The following is an 18,875-nucleotide window of genomic DNA, read 5'->3' on the forward strand; positions in this document are numbered from 1 at the left end:
GCGTTATCCACCCTTGATCAGTCGCAACACCGTCACGTGGTCGCTTTCGACTGGCTGATCCTCTGGAACCGGGCGACCGTCGACGAGCACGCTCACCTCGTGGGGACTCAACTCGACCGCACGCAGGAGATCGGCGTACGTCGGCGTTGTCTCGGCAGTGTGCTCGTCATGACGATCGGACGCGGCGGCCACCGCCTCGAGCTCGAGTTCGTAGATATCTTCGCCTTTGACGTCGACGGTGACGTGCATACGCCGCGTTACGAGGCGACAGCCTTGAGCGCGTCGCTCCGGCAGTGGGAGGGCCATCTCGTCTCATTAGTCCGTCGTCGGTTCGTCCGAGCCAGTCCCGGATCGCCGGTTTCGAACGCTTCGTCGGTGGCCGTACAGCGCCCGTGCAATCGCGCCGAGTCCAAGCAGGAGGACGAGCAGGTTGACCACGCCGCCGACGATGGGCACTACGGAGAGGGCGGCACCGACCAGCAGGCCGAGGATGAGCGCAAGCCAGCGGTTGCCGATGCCGACCAGCGAGAGGACCCACGCTGCGATGGCGAAGAGCCCATAGATGACGCCGATCCACAGTAGCAAGGCGAAGACCAGCGTGCCGATGATCGACAGTGGGATCCCAACGATGGTGATCGCGAGCGCGATCAGCAGGACCGGCACGCCGATGAAGACTCCCAGCCCGACCAGCCCGGTGCGAAGCGGTCCCGTCGCGACGCTGTCAGCGACGCGGCCGGAAAACCGCGGGAACAGCGCGAGCAACACGGCTCCGAGCAGGAGGTTTATCATGAAGGAGTAGACCGTGAACAGCCACGTCGCGAACGGCTGGACCGTCGGCGCGACGTCGACGCCCAGCGAAGGATCCTCTTCGATGTCGCCCGCGACCGCGTCGGTGTTGCCCTCGAGATCGCCGTCGTAGCGCAGATCGCCCGCGATCGAGGCAGTCTCACCCAGCCGGATCGTCTCGGCCCCGATCTCGGCGTCGTCCTCGAGCGTGCCGTCGATGGCCACGGACCCGGCACCGGCCGTGAACGTGCCGTTGACGGTACCGTTTTCGGCCACCGTCACGCTCCCTGCGCCGACCTCGACGTCGCCATCGACGGTGCCCGCGATCGTCACACTCCCCGCGCCGCCCTCGAGATCACCGTCGACCTGCCCTGTCTCCTCGATTTGGACGTCGCCCCCGGCGGCGCTGACGTCGCCAGTGACGGTACCCCGGACGATGACGGTGCCACCGACCGCCTGCAGACTGTCGATTGTCTCGCCTTCCTCGACGACGACTGTCCCGCCGGCCCGGGCGTCGGACTGGGCAGTGACAGTCGCCGGGACAGCACCGATGACGACGATGGCGACCAGCAACGCGATGACGAGCCGTGATCCTCGGTTTTCCCCGCGGTTCATGTCTCGTCGTTCTACGAGCAGGCTCAAAAACGTGTTATGCAGATATCAGGATCCGTGTCGGTTTTGATTCGGCTCCCAGACGCGCCCACCAGTCAGCCCGCGACTCGAGACCGACCTTCGGGCGATTTATCTTCCGTCCCGCTCTGGTGCCGGTATGAGCGAGGCCGAGGCCGACGCCGAGGCGGCGGGGCCGACCCCCGGGAAGACGGAAGTCTGGATCGAGAAGTACCGGCCGGAGCGACTCGACGAGATCAAAGGCCACGAGAACATCGTTCCGCGGCTCAAACGCTACGTCGAGCAGGACGACCTCCCGCATCTCATGTTCGCGGGGCCTGCCGGCACCGGGAAATGTGTCACTGGAGAGACGCCCGTATTGACGAACGAAGGCGTTGCTCCAATCTCGACTGTCGTCGGCGATGTCGACGGATTCGAGACGCCAGACGACGATCTCGAGATCCTGACCTACGACAACGACGGCTCGTTCGAATATGTCGCGCCGTCGCACGTCTTCTCGAAGGAAGCGACCGACCTCGTCTCGATCGAGACGCGAGACGGAAACGAGTTCACGGTCACGCCGGAACACAAACTCCTCGTGGCCGACGAGGCGGGGCTCGAGTGGCGAGAGGCCGACACGCTGTCCGGCGACGAGCGTCTCGTTCGACCGCTTGAAACCCCGCCCGCCGCGGCTGATTCGTCCCTGTCGCTCGACTGGCTCTCGTCGATGGATGGCGACAGGACGTTCGTCAACGTCTCGGAATCGTTCGCCGAGCGATACGCTATTCCGGCCGAAGAGAACTACGTCGGACAAAAGAAGACGGTGATCGGCTGCCTTCGACGAGGCTATTCGATAGACGAAATCGCTACGGAGTACGATATCGCTCGGAAAACAGCGCGGAACTACAGACGAGAGATCTCGATCGATCTCGAGGAGCCGTCGACAACCTGTTCGCTGGCGTATCTTCGATCGCTCGATGTCGCCGAGACGGAGCTTCGGGACCACGTCGAATCCGTCCAGTACGCCACGCCGTACAACAAGCGATCCAGTCCGATTACGCCGCCGTGGGAACTCACGCCGGAACTGGCGCGCTTCGTTGGTCTCGCGATCAGCGAAGCGCGGATCGATAACGGCCGGATCAAGTTCTACAACACCGACGACGGACTCCGAGAGGCGTTCGAACGGACCGCACGTGAGCTGTTCGGCGTCGAAACGACCAGGGGTATGCAGAAAGACGTTCCGTACGTTGAACTCCGGACGAAGTCGCTCCACCATTTCCTCGAATCCTGTTTCGATGTCTTCGGCGACTCCCCGGAACCGGCCATCGGTTCGACCCTCGTTCACGCACCGGACGACGTTCGAGCGTCGTTCCTGCAGGCCGTCTTCGATTCCGAGGCGTACGTCGCGGATCAGGGAACGATCGAACTGACGCAGAAAGACGAGTCGCTGATCACTCTCTGTTCGTATCTGCTTGCCTCGTTCGGTGTTCCGACCCGACGGAAACGCGTCGAGAAGACGGCAACGAACGGCTCCGGACCGAAACGAGAGTACCACGCGCTGTACATCTCGGGCGTCTCAGCGCTCTCGCAGTTCGAAGACGCTATCGGGTTCTCTATTACCGACAAGCGCGAGCAGCTCGCCGACGCGACTTCTGGTTCAGGGAATCCGAATCACGACACGATGCCTGCACAGGCGGCCGTCGACGACCTCTGTCAAACGCTCGCGTTACGAAAAGAACCGCTGGTGACCGACACGCTGAACCCTGACACTCCCGGCCGCGAATCCGCTCTCGAAGACATCGATCGCGTTCTCGAGGCGGCGTCCGACCGACTCGAAACGGCACAGCAGGTCACGCGAGACATCGAGCAGGTGCGATCCGAAATCCGTTCGGTGAGTGCCGTTCCGACGGCCTGGGCCGATGAGCGCGATGCGCTGGAACCGCTTGAAACACGAAAAGCGGTCGAATCCGAAGCCGGGGTTCGGACGGATCGATTGCTCGAATACGCGGATGGACGACGGTCCCCGACCGCGAGCCGTGCAGGTGAGTTGCTCGTCGCACTCGAGTCGCACGTCGAAACACCCGACACTGCGTCCGTACAGGAATCCCTCCGGACGGCGATCAACGCGCTCGGTGTCTCGGACAATCGGATCGCCGACGGAACAGAACTGTTCGGCAGGGATGTTCGAAATCTCGTGGAAAACGACGATCACAACCTCGCGTCGCTGCCGCGGTTCGAAACCGTCGCCGATCGTCTTCTCGAGATTGCCGACGAGATGTGTTCGATGGCGGTTGTCGAACGGATAGTCGAACTCGATCGGCTCTCCCGCGGAACGCTCTACTTCGACCGGGTGACGAACGTCGAGCGCGTACAAGACGAGCGACGCGTTTACGATCTCACTGTGCCCGGGACGCGAAACTACGTCGCCGGTGACGTGCCGACGGTCATGCACAACACCACGGCTGCACAGGCCATCGCCCGCGAGGTCTACGACGACGACTGGCGTGAGAACTTCCTCGAGTTGAACGCCTCCGACCAGCGCGGCATCGACGTCGTCCGCGACCGCATCAAGGACTTCGCGCGCTCGTCCTTCGGCGGCTACGACCACCGTATCATCTTTCTCGACGAGGCCGACGCGCTCACCTCCGACGCCCAGTCTGCGCTGCGCCGGACGATGGAGCAGTTCTCGAACAACACCCGCTTTATCCTCTCGTGTAACTACTCGAGTCAGATCATCGATCCCATCCAGTCGCGGTGTGCGGTCTTCCGGTTCACCGAACTCGGTGAGGACGCCATCGAGGCACAGGTCCGCGAGATCGCCGCCACCGAGGACATCGCGGTGACCGACGACGGCGTCGACGCGCTCGTCTACGCGGCCGACGGCGACATGCGCAAGGCGATCAACGCCCTGCAGGCCGCGGCCGTTATGGGTGAAACCGTCGACGAAGAGACCGTCTTCGCGATTACCGCCACCGCCCGCCCCGAGGAGGTCGAGGCGATGGTCGAGTACGCCATCGGCGGCGACTTCACCGCCGCCCGTGCCGCCCTGGAGGAGCTGCTGACCGACCGCGGGCTCGCTGGCGGCGACGTCATCGACCAGCTACACCGCTCCGCGTGGGAGTTCGACATCCCGGAGCAGGCGACGGTGCGGCTGCTCGAGCGCCTGGGCGAAGTCGACTACCGGATCACCGAGGGTGCCAACGAGCGCCTGCAACTCGAGGCGATGCTGGCGTCGCTGGCGCTCGAGGACGACGCCTAACTTAGAACCCGTCACCGGCGTCGACGCCACGACACACGATACCGATTTGACCCTTGTTTTCGACGATGTCGACGCGCCAGCCGTGCGCGTCGGCGATGCGCTCGACGGTCTCGAGGTCGCCGTCGGCCCCGTCGAGCACAGCCGAGTGGCTGGCGACCGGTTCCGCCGCGTCTGGCTCCGTCTCGAGAGCGGCAGTTGCCTCGGTGTCCGTGTCCGGACCGTACTGTGTGAGATAGAAGCCATCGTCAGTCACGTCGACGATGACGGCTGGGACTGGGCTGTCGGCAGTGACGACGAGCCGAAACAGACACTCGAACAACTCCCGCAGCCGGACCGTATCAGCCGCGAGGACGCGATCGGTCGCGTTCTGCGTGACGAGTCGTGTGTCGCCGGTGTCGACGCCGATCCAGGCTCGCCGTGCGATGTCGTGGACGCCAACGGGCTCGGCCTCGACGAGTGTGTCTCCCTCGGCGATCGCGGCCACTCGCTCGAGTCGCTCCGCGATGCGCTCCTGTGCGTCCGCGACGGTCGCGACGTGGTCGTCGGCACTGGTGTCGGCAGCGAGGTCGAGGTAGCTGCGTGCGACGTTCAGCGGCGGCCACATCTCGTCGTCGAGTAGGTCCGTGATCGCCTCGAGTCGCGCGTCGGTAGCGGCCCGCGCTCGTCTGCTGCGGTGCAGTTCGGTCACGTCGTGGTAGACGAACAGTCCGGCTGCGTCGTCGCCCGTGGTAGTATCACCGGCCGCGGTCGTCTCGAGCGGGACCAGCGTCACCCGGTATTCGCGGACGTCGTCACCGGTGTCGTGGCGGCGCTCGAACTGACGCCGTTCGCCAGCCTGCAACGCCTCGTGCAGCATCGTCCGTCGGTGCTCGAGGCCGGACGGGACGAGCCACTCGTCGACCGGGTCGCCGACGACCTCGTCGGGATCGGTGCCGAAGACGTCGGCGACGGCGTCGGTGGCCGCTCGCACGACGGGGTCGCCGTCTTCGCGTTCGTACCACAGGGCAGGGACCGGGAGCGCCGCGACGGCCGTTTGGAACCGGTCGCGGTCCGGTTGGCAACGCGGTTCGTCACGACAGACCCACTCGATCTCGTCCGCGAGGTGGACCATGGCGTCATCGGTGTCCCGACGGACGTAGCCATCGATGCCGTCGGTCGACCGCGCGGCCCCCGGCGTGAACGAGCCGTCGGCAAAGAGGACGACCGGCGTCGATCCGCAGGCCGCGACGACCTCGAGCAGGTTCGCACCCGCCGCCGTCGTCGGTGTCTCGGCGAAGACGACGCAGTCGACCGCAGGCGCCCAGTTTTCGACCCGCTCGATCGTCGTCGCTGGGCGGACGGACCGACCGGGACCCGACCCGGACTCGACGGTCTCGAGGCGCTCGGCGCCGTCGCTGGCCGTCGCCTCGCTGGCGGCGACGTAGAGGATCGGTCGCGGTCGCGTGGTCGCGGTCGGCTGTGTCATGCGGTGGGCCAGTCGATACTCCATACGCGTTTCCGATCTCCCTTAAAAATTTACTGGCCGACTCGAGGCAGATACCGGGCCGCCACTGTGACTGTCGAACGACAGTTCGTGCTGGCTCTCGTGGTTCGACGCTGCTCGCCTTCGACGGCGCCTCGCGTTCGATCGCTGCCCGTCCCGTGGTCGCTGCGAGTCTGACTGCCGTCGGCGGGATGGCGACCGGTTTCGGCTCGGCCACGGTTGCGGAACTGTTTTACGCGCTGCACGGGCAATAGACGCGTAATGAGCGAACTAGAGGAGGAGTACCGCCTCGAGTACTTCGAGGAGGAAGGGTTCGAGCGCAAGGAGTGCCCGAAATGTGGCGCTCACTTCTGGACGCGCGACCACGACAGGGAGACCTGTGGTGAGCCGCCCTGCGAGGAGTACGGCTTTATCGACAACTCGGGGTTCGACGACGAGTACAGCTTAGAGGAGATGCGTGAGGCCTTTCTCTCCTACTTCGAGGATCACGACCACGACCGCATCGAACCCTACCCGGTCGCGGCGAACCGCTGGCGCGACGACGTCCTGTTGACCCAGGCATCGATCTACGACTTCCAGCCGCTGGTCACGAGCGGCGAGACGCCACCGCCGGCGAACCCGCTGACGGTCTCTCAGCCCTGCATCCGGATGCAGGACATCGACAACGTCGGCAAGACGGGCCGCCACACGATGGCCTTCGAGATGATGGCCCACCACGCGTTCAACACGCGCGAGGACGTCGACGAAGACGAATACGCCTATTACGGCGAGGTCTACTGGAAGGACCGGACCGTCGAACTCTGTGACGGCTTTTTCGACTCGCTGGGCGTCGATCTCGAGGAAGTCATCTATATCGAGGACCCGTGGGTCGGCGGCGGCAACGCCGGCCCCGCCATCGAGGTCATCTATCGGGGCGTCGAACTCGCGACGCTCGTCTTCATGTCGATGGAGCAAGATCCCGACGGCGAGTACGAGATGAAAGACGGCAACCGCTACAGCCCGATGGACACCTACATCGTCGACACCGGCTACGGGTTAGAGCGGTGGACCTGGGTCTCTCAGGGGACGCCGACCGTCTACGAGGCGGTCTACCCCGACATGATCGCCTTCCTCAAGGAGAACGCTGGCCTCGAGCACACCGACGAGGAAGAGGAGCTGATCTATCGCGCGGCAAAGCTCGCGGGTCACATGGACATCGACGAGGCCGAGGACATGGAAACCGCCCGCAGCGAGATTGCCGCCGAACTCGACGTCGACACCGCCGAACTCGAGGCACTGATGGAGCCCCTCGAGGACATCTATGCCATCGCCGACCACTGCCGGACGCTGGCCTATATGCTGGGCGACGGCATCGTTCCCTCGAACGTCGGGACGGGCTATCTCGCACGGATGGTCCTCCGACGCACCAAACGGCTCTGTGACACGGCCGGCGTCGACGCGCCGCTGGACGAACTCGTCGATATGCAGGCCGAACGCCTCGAGTACGAGAACCGCGACACGATCCGCGACATCGTTCGCACCGAGGTCGAGAAGTATCGTGAGACGCTCGAGCGCGGTGGCCGCCGGGTCGAGACGATGGCCGAGGAGTACGCCGAGACGGGCGAGCCGATCCCGACCGAGGAACTGATCGAACTCTACGACTCACACGGGCTCCAGCCGGACATGGTCGAGGAGATCGCCGCGGACGCGGGTGCCGAGGTCGACGTCCCCGACGATTTCTACAGTCTCGTCGCGAAGCGCCACGACACGCCCGAAGCGGTCACCGAGACCGAGGAGGGCGAAGACGAACGCTTCGAGGACCTGCCGGAGACGGAGAAACTCTACTACGACGATCAGCAACGAACGCAGTTCGAGGCGGTCGTCCTCGACGTCTTCGAGCGCGAGGACGGCTACGATGTCGTCCTCGATCAGACGATGTTCTACCCCGAAGGCGGTGGCCAGCCTGCTGACACGGGGACGCTCTCGACTGACGACACGACCGTCGAGGTCGAAGACGTCCAGATCGAAGACGACGTCATCCTCCACCGGACTGACGAGAATCCCGGCAAGGGCGAACTGGTCAACGGCCAGATCGATGGCGGCCGTCGCCGGCAGCTGATGCGCCATCACACGGCTACCCACATCGTCATCCACGCTACACGGCAGGTGCTTGGCGAGCACATCCGCCAGGCCGGTGCCCAGAAAGGCGTCGAGAGCTCCCGGATCGACGTTCGTCACTACGACCGCATCAGCCGCGAGGACGTCAAGCGAATCGAGGACCGCGCCAACGAGATCGTCATGGACAACACGTCGGTCACTCAGGAGTGGCCGGACCGCCACGACGCCGAAGCCGAACACGGCTTCGACCTCTACCAGGGTGGCATCCCGCCGGGCGAGCAGATCCGGCTGATCCACGTCGACGAGGACACCCAGGCCTGCGGTGGCACCCACGTCGCCCGCACCGGCGACATCGGCGCGATCAAGATTCTCAACACTGAACGCGTCCAGGACGGCGTCGAACGGATCACCTTCGCCGCCGGCGAGGCCGCCATCGAGGCGACCCACGAGAAAGAAGACGCCCTCTACGAGGCTGCCGAGATCCTCGATGTCTCGCCCGAGGACGTCCCCGATACCGCCGAACGGTTCTTCGAGGAGTGGAAGGACCGCGGCAAGCAGATCGAGGACCTGAAAGAACAGCTCGCCGAAGCCCGCGCTGGCGGCGGTGGCAGCGGCGAGGAAGTCGACGTCGGCGACGCGACGGCCGTCATCGACCGGATCGACGCCGACATGGACGAACTGCGCGCGACCGCCAACGCCCTCGCCGAAGACGGCAAGATCGCTGTCCTCGGCAGCGGGGCCAGCGGTGCCCAGTTCGTCGTCGCCGTCCCCGACGACGTCGGCGTCAACGCCGGCGAAGTCGTCGGCGAACTCGCCTCGAAGGTCGGCGGCGGTGGCGGCGGCCCGGAAGACTTCGCACAGGGCGGTGGCCCCAACGTCGACGACCTCGACGGGGCGCTCGAGGACGCCCCAGAAGTCCTGCGTCAGATCCTGAACGCATAACGGGTTCGCGCCAGTTTCGCTTTCGATTCCGGTAGCGCGCTACGTTTGTTCGTCCGTTCCAAAAGTCGGTGAGTGAGCCGCGCTCGAGTAAGGCCATCAAATATCAGTCCTGATCGCGCCGGTCTCGAGGGCGACCAGTATTCTCGGTGTCGTGATCGCCTTGCTGTGTGTACGTGCTGGAATCCGGGAACGCGGTCGGTTTGTGGAACGAAGTCGTCTCGAGGAAATCCGCATCTCTGGGCGGCGTCCAGCCCTTTCGGACGACGACCGTGTGCCCGCTCGGCAGTTCCGCACTGTACCATTCGAGGGTCTCGTCTCTAACGCCGTGAGTGATTAACCCTACCCGACGCAGTCTCGCGGTCAACAAGACAAATTTACTGCACGAGTGGTTCAAGCACCGACTCATTCCAAATATACCGACGTTGAAAGCCTACATTTTGAAAAGAGTTGAGACAATTAACGAACCAAGTATCTAGACGTATATTACTGGTAAATATCTATCGTAATCATTATGAAATCCGACTATTCGAGAATCGTCTTGAGAGTGGCCGTCTCGTCGATCCAGTCCGACGGAATCGAATCGTGCTCGAGCAGTTCAACGAGGTCACCACCGCCCGAACGATCGTCCGTTCCGGCGACGTCACCGATTTGCATCGATTCACCCGGTGGAACGGTCACGAGTTGTATCTCATACTCGTCGCTGGGCGGGAGCGCGTATCGATCGATTACCGCATTTCGGTCCAGCGTCCGGTCGAATTCGGACAGTCGATGGAGCCAGAACGTTCCCTCAGGTCGGTCTGGTTTGAATCTGAGGAGTCGCTCACTGGTTCCAGTTTCGACTTCGATGATGATCGAGTGATCGGCATATGGGTCAGTCATATATGATTATAGAACTGATCACATTCAAAAATTTATGACGATCGATTCCACATAGTGATTATCTCACATATTATTATCACTTATCATATTTTCCTGTTCGAGAGACCTCTCCTGTGTGAATATCTATATCATATTCATAACTATTCAGATTTCTGGCAGACAATTGACTGTCTTCGTACTGAATAGTGATGTACGGCATACCATCGTATCCTTCCGAAGGTGCCTCGATTCTCCAGCGCTGGGACCCATCACGGTTGAACGCGATTATGTTCCGGTCCAATTCTTCCTGTGATTCTCGCCGGACTCGCAGGAGGACGACGATTGTCTCTTTGGCGACGAGAACGTCTGCGATCCGGTGCTCGAATTCGATTTCCTCATCACCGATTTGTAGCCTATTGTTTGTATATGATGTATTCACCATGGTGATCGTGTTACGTATTTTTAAGGAAACTCTCCAGATCACTAAGGTCTTCCCACCCTTGGACAAACTCGGTTGCATGATGTTGCGTCCCTCCGCCGGGTCGCGTGACATCAGCTTCGGTATCTTTGATCGATCCTGCCGTGCTCATCTCGATTCGAAGGTCCTGATTTTCACCACTTCCAATGGTGACTTCTGCAACACGGTTGTAATCCTGCCATTCTTCCGAGAGTCCGAACCGGTTCATAACATCCTCCCGGGTAGACAGGTCTGAGAACTCATTTTCTTTCATTAACCAAGGGCCGCCTGGGTCACCCTCTCCATCGTAGACCCGAACGAAGCGTTCAGGACTCTGCGCTTCGTACTCGATAACTGCTGTCCCTTCTTTGTGTGGCGGTTGATCATCACGCTCTCTGTAAACTCTATTCGCCTGTTTTGCTGTCTTCACTTTCACGACTTCGTGGCCCTTGGCATCGAGCTGATTTGCTCGAGCCAAGGCTTTCTGAACAGCGGCTTGATCGAGGTTTCCTTTGTCAAGTCCACGACCAATCCGTTGTAAGTCTGCCTCATCGATCAGTTCCCGATCGTACGCCCGACTCAACCGATCTGTCGTTGCCGAATCTAGTTTGCCTGTGACAACGATCTTTCTGAGTTCTTCGCCGCCATCAGCAGCGACTCTGACTCCGCTTTCACCGTGTCTCGAGATAAAGTCACCAAGCTGGCGTTGCTCGTCGACTGAACGCGAATTAATCTCACTTGCATCGATATCGTTTCGATTGAGCAGCTTTGATACCTGATACTGCTGGCCGGTCGACGGGATCCGGATAAGTATTTGTTGCCCGGCATCCTGAGTCAGACCCTTACCAGCGGCGAGTCCGCGTGAGAACTGCAGCTTCCCGTATCTAACTGGTGCTTTCGCGGTGCGACTCGCGCGGCCTGCCATCTGGGCCGCGCGGCGGATCCGTGACGTGCTGAGTTCGTCGACGGTTTTCTGGACGCGCTTGGAACTCTTAAGGGCCTTTCCGGCTTCACCAGCAGGAATCGCGCTTTCGATGACGAACCAGGCAATGTAGCCCTCGTACCAGCCTTGGCGGTACGACTCGTAGAGGCGGGGATCCTCGTCAGGATCATGGGGATTGTTATGCCGCTGTTGCGCTTCGATCGAATCGGGCATCGCCGCGATGATCTCATCGAGGTTTAGGATTGCACCAGGAATTTCTCGTACTGCTGTGATGGTCCCAACTGGATCGTTGTACAGTGCTCGTAGGGAGTCGATTGACTCACCGGCACCGGTCGTCATTCCCTGGAGGGTTCCGAGATCTCGCTCGATTCGTGGGTCAGAGACTCCTTGTGAGCGGATCTCTTCCGACGCCGCAGCCCAGACGCCCCGGACTTCGACGGCAGCGGCTTCGGTTGTGCCGACTCCGTTGATGATCTCGTGGCGATCGTCGGCCTGAACTGTTACTTTCGAGCCCGCAAACGAGTCAGTGAACGTGTCGACAGTTCCGATATCGAATTCGACGTCAGCGTCGTCCCACTGACCGGACAGTGGTACCGTCTCTTCGACGTTGTCATCGCGAACGACTCGCGCCTCGTCGAGGCCCGCGGAATCGGAGACGACGAAGTCAACCCCGTAGCTCCCAGAGACTCGGGCCGACGCGTCGACGGGATCACTAAACTCGAGTTGCCCGCTCGACCAATCGACATCAACGGGATCTTTCAGGTCGACGTCCGCATCCGGATCGTTGAACGTCGCGTACGTGACCGTGATCTCCGGTGAGCCAATGTCGAAGAGCGTCGGATCGTAGTCCCCGTTCTGTGCCTCGGCGTCGGCAATTCCGTCACCCGTGGTGTCACGCGCCTTGGGATCCGTCCCGAGGCGTCGCTCCTCAACATCAGTCACTCCATCGCCGTTGGTATCACTGACGAGCGGATTTGCGTGAACGGTATCTATCTCCAAGATGTCGCCCTCGAGCCCGGCGAGATCTTCGATATCGTCGGCATCCTCGAGTTCTGAGAGGAACTCGAGTGAATCGGATCGCGAGTCCGTATAGGTAATCTCCCAGCCCGTGAGCTGTTCGGCATCGGTCAGGCCGTCACCGGTCGTGTCGATTCGTGCCGGGTGGTGTTCGGCGTGTGTAACGGTGGCGTGGAGCTTCGTTTCGTTGTTCTCTCGAAAGACCCGGTAGTTGATGTCGACCGTTTCGTTGTCTCGAATTCCGTCTCCACTGGTATCGAGCGCGATCGGATCGAGGTTTAGCGGCTCGCCGACGACGCCCGGTTCACCGGTCGGCATCGAGAGATCCATTTCGGCGACGAGATCCGGAATGCCGTCGCCGTTGGTGTCTTGCAGGTCGGGACTGGTCTGATTCTCTGCGACCCGCTCGAACGTGTCAGGAAGGTCTTCTTTTTGCTTGACGTGATAGAAGTCCCCGCCAGTGGTGGCAGCGATCTCCCGGAGTTCATTCTCGTTAATGTTATTTCCGAGACCAACTGTACTGATCTCGATGCCCGCGTCGGCAGCGTCTTCGGCGACAGACAGCGGATAGGATCCGCTGTTGGATTTGCCGTCCGACAGCAGGATCATCACTTCCGATCGGTTTTCCCAGCTGTCTTTTTGGAGGTGATCGAGTCCAACTCGAAGGCCAGCCTCAGTGTCGGTGCCACCGCCCGCGGACAGTCGTTCGAGGCTGCTGTTAACTGCGTCGTGATCGGTTGTCAGCGGCTGGTCGAGACTCGCTCCCGACGCGTAGCCGACCCGTCCGGCCCGTTCGTCGTCGGTAAGCGCGCCGACGAAGCGCTTGCCAGCGAGTTCGGCATAGTGGATCTTCGAACCGCCCATGCTCCCGCTCTCGTCGAGCACGAAGACGAAATCAGTCTTCTTGATCCCGCTGCCGTTACCAACGTCGCCGGTCCGGTTATCGTCGAGCGTGATCGTGTCGCTGGTCTCGTCTTCCCACTCCTCAATTCGGAACACCGAAAAGAACGAGAAGTGGTCAACATCAGCGGTCGCAACGCCGGCATCGCGATTGATTTCGGTCTCGACAGGGGTCCATGGCTCGTCACTGGTCGGATCCCACGTGACAATCGAGAGGTTTTCTTCGTCCTCGAGCGCATCTTTGTCGACCGGAATTTCGACTGTCGCCTCGTCGATCGGCCTCTCATTTTCGATGCGGACCATCGGCCCGGCGCGATAGTCATCATCAGTCTCGGGTGTCTCGTTGGTGATCGAAACGTCGGTCTCATCAAGACCATTACCACTGACAGCAACCGAAACGCCTGCGGATTTGTTTTCAACTTCGACAGTACGGTATTCGTCGGGATCGGGCCGCTCCCGGACTATGTCTGCCTCCGCCACGCTGATCTCGTGGGTTGCGTTGACCGTTCGATCGTCGTCGTGTTCGGCCGTTGCGGTCACCGTGACGGTCACATTTTCCGGTTCGGACCCAAGGTCGACAAGCGTTGAGCCAGTGGCGTTCGTTCCGGCCGCCTCGCCTGCGACAAGCGAGATGGGTTCGGCGTCGGCGTCGCCCTCGACAGTCACCGTCGCGTTGTTGTACACGTACGGACGCACGTCAGCGAGGGTCGCCTTGACCGACACTTGCACGGTACCGTTCCGTTCGAAGGGCACTCCCTGTGTGAGTGACAGCGTCGGCTTGGTGTTAGCCTCCACTGTATCGAGTGCTCGTTCCGCGTGCTTCCTTGCGTTCCCGAGATGAGTCAGCGCTTTTGCACGGTCAGCCGGCCCAATCTCGGCTCCGTTACCCTTTGTGTCGCCGACCGATGCGCTCGAGACAGTTCTGTCGGCCCGCTTGAGTGAATCAATGGCGTTTCCGAGCGCGCTCTGGGCCTTCTGTCGCTGACCGGGATTACGGAACTCACCCTCGTTCGCGGTGACGACGGCGTTCGCATCAGCGACAGAGAGGCGAGCGCTCGCGTTCCCTGCGGCGTACAGTTCCTCACTGATCGCGCCAACGGTCGCCTTGTCGTCTTCATCGACGTTCGCTTGCAGTCTCGCGAGCGATCGCTGAGCATCGGCCAAGTGATCGAACGCGGCTTGCGAGTCAACGTACCGTAGCCGTCGATACTCCTGGGCTAATGCGTTGACCGAGTCGACGGTATCGTTTGCCGCCGTCGCAGCTGCCGTCCCTTTCTCAATCTCGAGCTCCTCGAGACGGTAGGTCGCGTTCAGGACCGTCTCGAGCGAGGTGTTTTCCTCAAGGGCTGGGACCGTGACATTCACATCGCCGCGATTGTGCCCCGGCGGGCCGCCTCCATCGCTATGTCTTGGTGGGCCACCGTCGTTCTGCACTGGTGGGCCGCCGCCGTTTTGTCCTGGCGGGCCGATTGCGGGGGCTGGTCCGTTTCCGGTCTGGGCCGTGACCGATGCGACTCGTTCGTTCCCCGTGGTAGCACTCGGTTCGCTTGCGAGTGCGGGCATGGCGATCAGTGAGGTCGCCATCAGCACGGCGAAGATTATTGCAACGACACTATCTTTGTTGAAACCCATAACGAATATCTAAGGGTTATGGTTATTATATATTACTCCATTGAATGATTGGAACACAATAATTAAAACAAAATGGATTTTTCGTCTCAGTGTACTCGCTGTAGGTCTGGTACTCAGACGCGCGGTCGCGGCGACAGCAATCGCCGAGAAGAGCGGACTCACAATGACCGGCGGACTGCGGACACCGACGACTGATCGCGCGGAATCGAAACTGTCGCCTTTCTCTGGGTTGTGCGTGGGCGTATGCCGACTGCATCGAACGGATCGGTCTCGCTGTACTACGACCGCGCGGGCGAGGGCGAGCCCGTCGTTTTCGTCCCCGAGGCCGGCCTCGGCGGCTGGCTGTGGGGGTGGCAACACGCCGCCATCGCCGGCCCCTACGAGGCCGTCGTCTGGGACCTCCGGGGGACAGGTCGGTCAGACGCGCCGTCCGGTCCCTACACCCTCGAGACGCTCGTCGCCGACCTCGAGACGGTCCTCGCCGACTGCGAGCTCCGCAACGCCCACCTCGTCGGCTGTGGTCTCGGCGGTGCGATCGCACTCCAAGCGGCCCGGACCTCGAGTCGCGTCGCGACGCTGACGCTGTTTGGCACTGCCGCGCGCGGGGACGCGTTCGACCTCGAGCCCTTGTTCGCGCCGCCGGACGACCGCGACGCGCTTCGCGAGTCGCTCGAGGCGGGCCTCTCCGATGACTTCCTGGCGGCCCAGCCTGACGTGCGTGATGGGATCGTCGACTGGCGGGCCGATGGCGATGCCGACCGCGCGGGGTGGGACGCGCAGGTCGCGGCGCTTGCGGACTTCGACGCAAGCGACTGGCTGGTCGAGGTGACGCAGCCGACGCGGGTGTTCCACGGGGGTGCTGACGAACTGGTCTCGCCGTCGGCCGGCGAGGACCTCTCACGGGGGCTTCCACGCGGCGAGTTCCGCGATCTCGAGGGCGCGGGCCATCTCGCCTTTATCGAGCGCTCGCGGCTGGTCAACGATCTGTTGCTGGGCTTCCTCGAGGAGCAGACGACGGCCGACGAGTAATCGGGTCAGACGATAGAGCGCTGGCAGGATCGATACCGACCGATCTGACCCGGTCTCGTGCTTGCGACTGACCCCCTATCTACTACGTACTCGAGCGTGGGAGAGACTGTCGTGACTCTCTCGCTGGCGCGGCGGGCCGACCACTTCCCGGATCGGACGGCGGTCGTCGACAGTTCCGAGCAGCGGCTGTCCGATCCCACCGAGACGATCCACGAGGATCGGGTCTCCTATCAGGAACTGTCAACGCTCGCGGAGCGGATAGCCGAGCGCCTCGCTGCACGTGGGATCGCCGCTGGCGACACAGTCTGTCTCGTTACCAGAAACCGGGTCGTCGCGCTCGCGCTGTGGTTCGCCTGTCGCCGGCTCGGAGCCACGTTCGCGCCGATCTCGCATCTGCTGACCCCCGCCTCGGTCAAGCGCCCGTTCGACGTCCTCGAGCCCGATCTCGTCGTTGCCGAAGCGGCCCAGCGCGATCTGGTGCGATCGATCCCCTTCGATCGGGCCGTGACGCTCGAGGCGCTGGCCGAGACCGAAGGTGAGCCGATCGACCGCAACGAGCGATCGACGGATGCGACGCCGGCGCTGGCGCTCCACGGCGAATCCGGCCGCCCGGTCGCCAGCTACTCGGCCACCGCCATCGAGCGCAACTGTATCACGGGCGTCGTCGCGTGGGGGCTCGCCGCCAACGACGTCGTGCCGCTTCCGATGCCGCTGTCGACCGCCGACGGTCTCGTCCGCGTCGCGCTGTCGGTGCTCTACGTCGGCGGCACGCTCTTGCTCGACCGCGCGTTCGACCCCGGCGACGCCACGACTGCAATGGTCGCGGCGGACGCGACGCTCCTGATCGGCCGCAAACGGGCGATTCGCGACATCGCAGCCGAATCCGGATTCGACAACGCGGTCGACTCGCTCGAGCGAATCATCTGCGAGGGACCGATCGGCGATGAGACGACCGCAGCCTACCGAGACCGCGACGTTCCGGTTGTACCGGTTTACGGTCGCCTCGAGTGTCCAACCGTCATGAGCGGGCGGTTCGATTCGAATCGACCCCGTCCCAACGACAGTGGCGGAACCGGCGTCGGCCGCCCAGTTCCGGGCTGTCGAGCCCGCCTGGTCGATGACGAGGGAACGGCCCTCGAGGGTGCGGCTGACGGGAAGTTGCAGCTGTCAGGGCCGATGCTCGCCGACGGCTATGTGGACAGTCCCGACATCGACGCGGCCGACGATCGCGGTCGATTCGTGGACGGCTGGTTCCACACCGGCGACCGATTCCACCGTGATGAAGCCGGAACCTACCACCTGCGGTGAGCCACAGCGTGCTGACTGGAACCGAGGTCTGTCACTCGGTTCGATTGTTGGGACCGACTCCAACTGGCTGTCACCGCTCACGGCAACGTCGGCACCGTGCGCAAGGTCTATTTTCACCGAGTTGCCACTAGACCGTAATGCGTCACCTGCGAATCGCCGTCCTCAACGCGGCCCATCAGGACAAGAACACGACGCGGAACTTCCGGCGCGAACTCGACGCCTCGCTGTCGGAGTTCGACGTCACCGACGGGACGGTCCCCGACGGCTTCGACTACGACGGTGCCGTGGTCACCGGCTCTCGATCGTCGGTCTACTGGGATGAGGAGTGGATACAGTCCGTCAAGGCGTGGGTCGACGAGGCGATCGATCGCGACATTCCCTTCCTCGGGATCTGCTGGGGCCACCAACTGCTGGCTGACGTCCTCGGGGGCACCGTCGACGACATGGGCGTCTACGAGGTCGGCTACAGCGAGATCGAACACACCGGCGACTCGCAGCTATTCGAGGGTATCGACGAGACGTTCACTGCCTTTACCAGCCACTCCGACGCGGTCACTGAGCTCCCGCCGGGTGCTGAATCCCTCGCCGAAAACGAGTACTCGAACCACGGCTTCCGTAAGGACCGGGTCTTCGGCGTCCAGTTCCACCCCGAGTACGACACCAAGACCGCTCGCGAACTCGTCTCCCGGAAGGACCTCTCCGATGACCGTCTCGAGTCGATCCTCGCCGAGATCACCGACGAGAACTATCAGCGATCCTGCGAGGCGAAACTGGTCTTCGAGAACTTCCTCGAGTTCGTCCGCGAAGTGACAGGGCGAGACGAGACCGCCGAGGCTGCAAGTCACGACGCGACGGCGGAAGCCAGCGGCTCCGACTGACCGTTCTGTCCGGGTTCGATCGAGCCGAGTGACGCCGTCTTGTCGTAAGTCTCCCCGCCGAATCGAGTCACTCGAGTCGCACACTGAAAACATCGTCGCGAGCGACGACCGCGAAAACCGAATCGTGGTTAGTCCGCGGCGACTTCGACCTTCGCTTCCTCGGTCTTGCCGAGGGCTTCGACGATGAGTTCGGCGATATCGACGATTTCGATGTCGTCCTCGAAGCCGCCGGTCTTGCGCCCGTCCTCGTACATCGTCATGCACATCGGGCAGGCGACGACGAACTTCTCGANGATTTCGATGTCGTCCTCGAAGCCGCCGGTCTTGCGCCCGTCCTCGTACATCGTCATGCACATCGGGCAGGCGACGACGAACTTCTCGACGCCGCTGCCGGCGTCGGTATCCTCGAGTGCCTCACGAATCCGTTCCTCACTCGGTTTGGGCTCTTCTTCGAAGTCCATCCAGAGACCGCCACCGCCGCCACCGCAGCAGAAGGAGTTGGCGCGGTTGCGGGGCATTTCGTCTAAGGTACAGCCGGTCGCTGTGATGAGTTCACGCGGGGCCTCGTACTCGTCGTTGTACCGGCCGAGATGACACGGATCGTGGTAGGTGACCGTGTAGTCGAGTTCCGTCCCAGACAGCTCGAGGTGGCCCTCGGAGACGAGTTCTTCGACGGC

At 62.4% G+C, this 18,875-nt stretch carries 12 protein-coding genes; 5 read left to right on the top strand and 7 right to left on the bottom strand.

Annotated features, from left to right (window positions below; translation table 11 throughout):
• Nucleotides 1-3 precede the first annotated feature (3 nt).
• Complete coding sequence (samp2, locus tag C476_RS12515; protein WP_008013520.1) at nucleotides 4-249, bottom strand: ubiquitin-like small modifier protein SAMP2; 246 nt, start codon at nucleotides 247-249, stop codon at nucleotides 4-6.
• A 66-nt stretch (nucleotides 250-315) separates the two neighbouring features.
• The gene (locus C476_RS12520; protein ID WP_008013522.1) at nucleotides 316-1,401 is read right to left on the bottom strand and encodes a bactofilin family protein; all 1,086 of its coding nucleotides are present in this window, start codon (nucleotides 1,399-1,401) and stop codon (nucleotides 316-318) included.
• Nucleotides 1,402-1,555: 154 nt separating this feature from the next.
• Here C476_RS12520 and C476_RS12525 point away from each other — a divergent pair, with 154 nt between their 5' ends.
• Nucleotides 1,556-4,654 carry a replication factor C small subunit gene (locus C476_RS12525; protein WP_008013524.1) on the top strand — a complete coding sequence of 1,033 codons (3,099 nt, stop codon included), beginning with the start codon at nucleotides 1,556-1,558 and terminating at the stop codon, nucleotides 4,652-4,654.
• A 1-nt stretch (nucleotide 4,655) separates the two neighbouring features.
• On the opposite strand, the gene C476_RS12530 is transcribed toward C476_RS12525, so the two are convergent.
• A complete protein-coding gene (locus C476_RS12530) occupies nucleotides 4,656-6,143 on the bottom strand; it encodes a PAS domain-containing protein (protein ID WP_008013525.1) in 1,488 nt (495 codons plus the stop codon).
• A 255-nt stretch (nucleotides 6,144-6,398) separates the two neighbouring features.
• On the opposite strand from C476_RS12530, the gene alaS reads away from it, so the two are divergent.
• Nucleotides 6,399-9,176 carry an alanine--tRNA ligase gene (gene alaS / locus C476_RS12535; RefSeq protein ID WP_008013527.1) on the top strand — a complete coding sequence of 926 codons (2,778 nt, stop codon included), beginning with the start codon at nucleotides 6,399-6,401 and terminating at the stop codon, nucleotides 9,174-9,176.
• 522 nt (nucleotides 9,177-9,698) lie between these two features.
• On the opposite strand, the gene C476_RS12540 is transcribed toward alaS, so the two are convergent.
• The 3 genes from C476_RS12540 to C476_RS12550 all read right to left on the bottom strand — a co-directional run bounded on the left by C476_RS12540 (nucleotide 9,699) and on the right by C476_RS12550 (nucleotide 14,983).
• Nucleotides 9,699-10,055, bottom strand: coding sequence for a hypothetical protein (locus C476_RS12540; protein ID WP_008013528.1), 357 nt, complete (start codon nucleotides 10,053-10,055; stop codon nucleotides 9,699-9,701).
• Between the two features lie 76 nt (nucleotides 10,056-10,131).
• Nucleotides 10,132-10,476 (bottom strand): hypothetical protein, encoded by a 345-nt coding sequence (locus C476_RS12545; protein ID WP_008013529.1) that lies wholly within the window; start codon nucleotides 10,474-10,476, stop codon nucleotides 10,132-10,134.
• A gap of 10 nt (nucleotides 10,477-10,486) precedes the next feature.
• Complete coding sequence (locus C476_RS12550; protein ID WP_008013530.1) at nucleotides 10,487-14,983, bottom strand: vWA domain-containing protein; 4,497 nt, start codon at nucleotides 14,981-14,983, stop codon at nucleotides 10,487-10,489.
• 243 nt (nucleotides 14,984-15,226) lie between these two features.
• On the opposite strand from C476_RS12550, the gene C476_RS12555 reads away from it, so the two are divergent.
• From C476_RS12555 to C476_RS12565, 3 genes are all read left to right on the top strand, one after another.
• A complete protein-coding gene (locus tag C476_RS12555) occupies nucleotides 15,227-16,012 on the top strand; it encodes an alpha/beta fold hydrolase (RefSeq protein ID WP_008013531.1) in 786 nt (261 codons plus the stop codon).
• Nucleotides 16,013-16,108: 96 nt separating this feature from the next.
• Nucleotides 16,109-17,320 carry a class I adenylate-forming enzyme family protein gene (locus tag C476_RS12560; RefSeq protein ID WP_008013532.1) on the top strand — a complete coding sequence of 404 codons (1,212 nt, stop codon included), beginning with the start codon at nucleotides 16,109-16,111 and terminating at the stop codon, nucleotides 17,318-17,320.
• 137 nt (nucleotides 17,321-17,457) lie between these two features.
• On the top strand, nucleotides 17,458-18,198 hold the full coding sequence (locus C476_RS12565; protein ID WP_008013533.1) for a type 1 glutamine amidotransferase: 741 nt from the start codon (nucleotides 17,458-17,460) through the stop codon (nucleotides 18,196-18,198).
• Between the two features lie 128 nt (nucleotides 18,199-18,326).
• On the opposite strand, the gene C476_RS12570 is transcribed toward C476_RS12565, so the two are convergent.
• A partial coding sequence (locus C476_RS12570; protein ID WP_008013535.1) for a (Fe-S)-binding protein occupies nucleotides 18,327-18,875 on the bottom strand: 549 nt, incomplete at its 5' end.

The sequence above is a fragment of the Natrinema limicola JCM 13563 genome, from assembly GCF_000337475.1.
Taxonomy (GTDB): Archaea; Halobacteriota; Halobacteria; order Halobacteriales; family Natrialbaceae; genus Natrinema; species Natrinema limicola.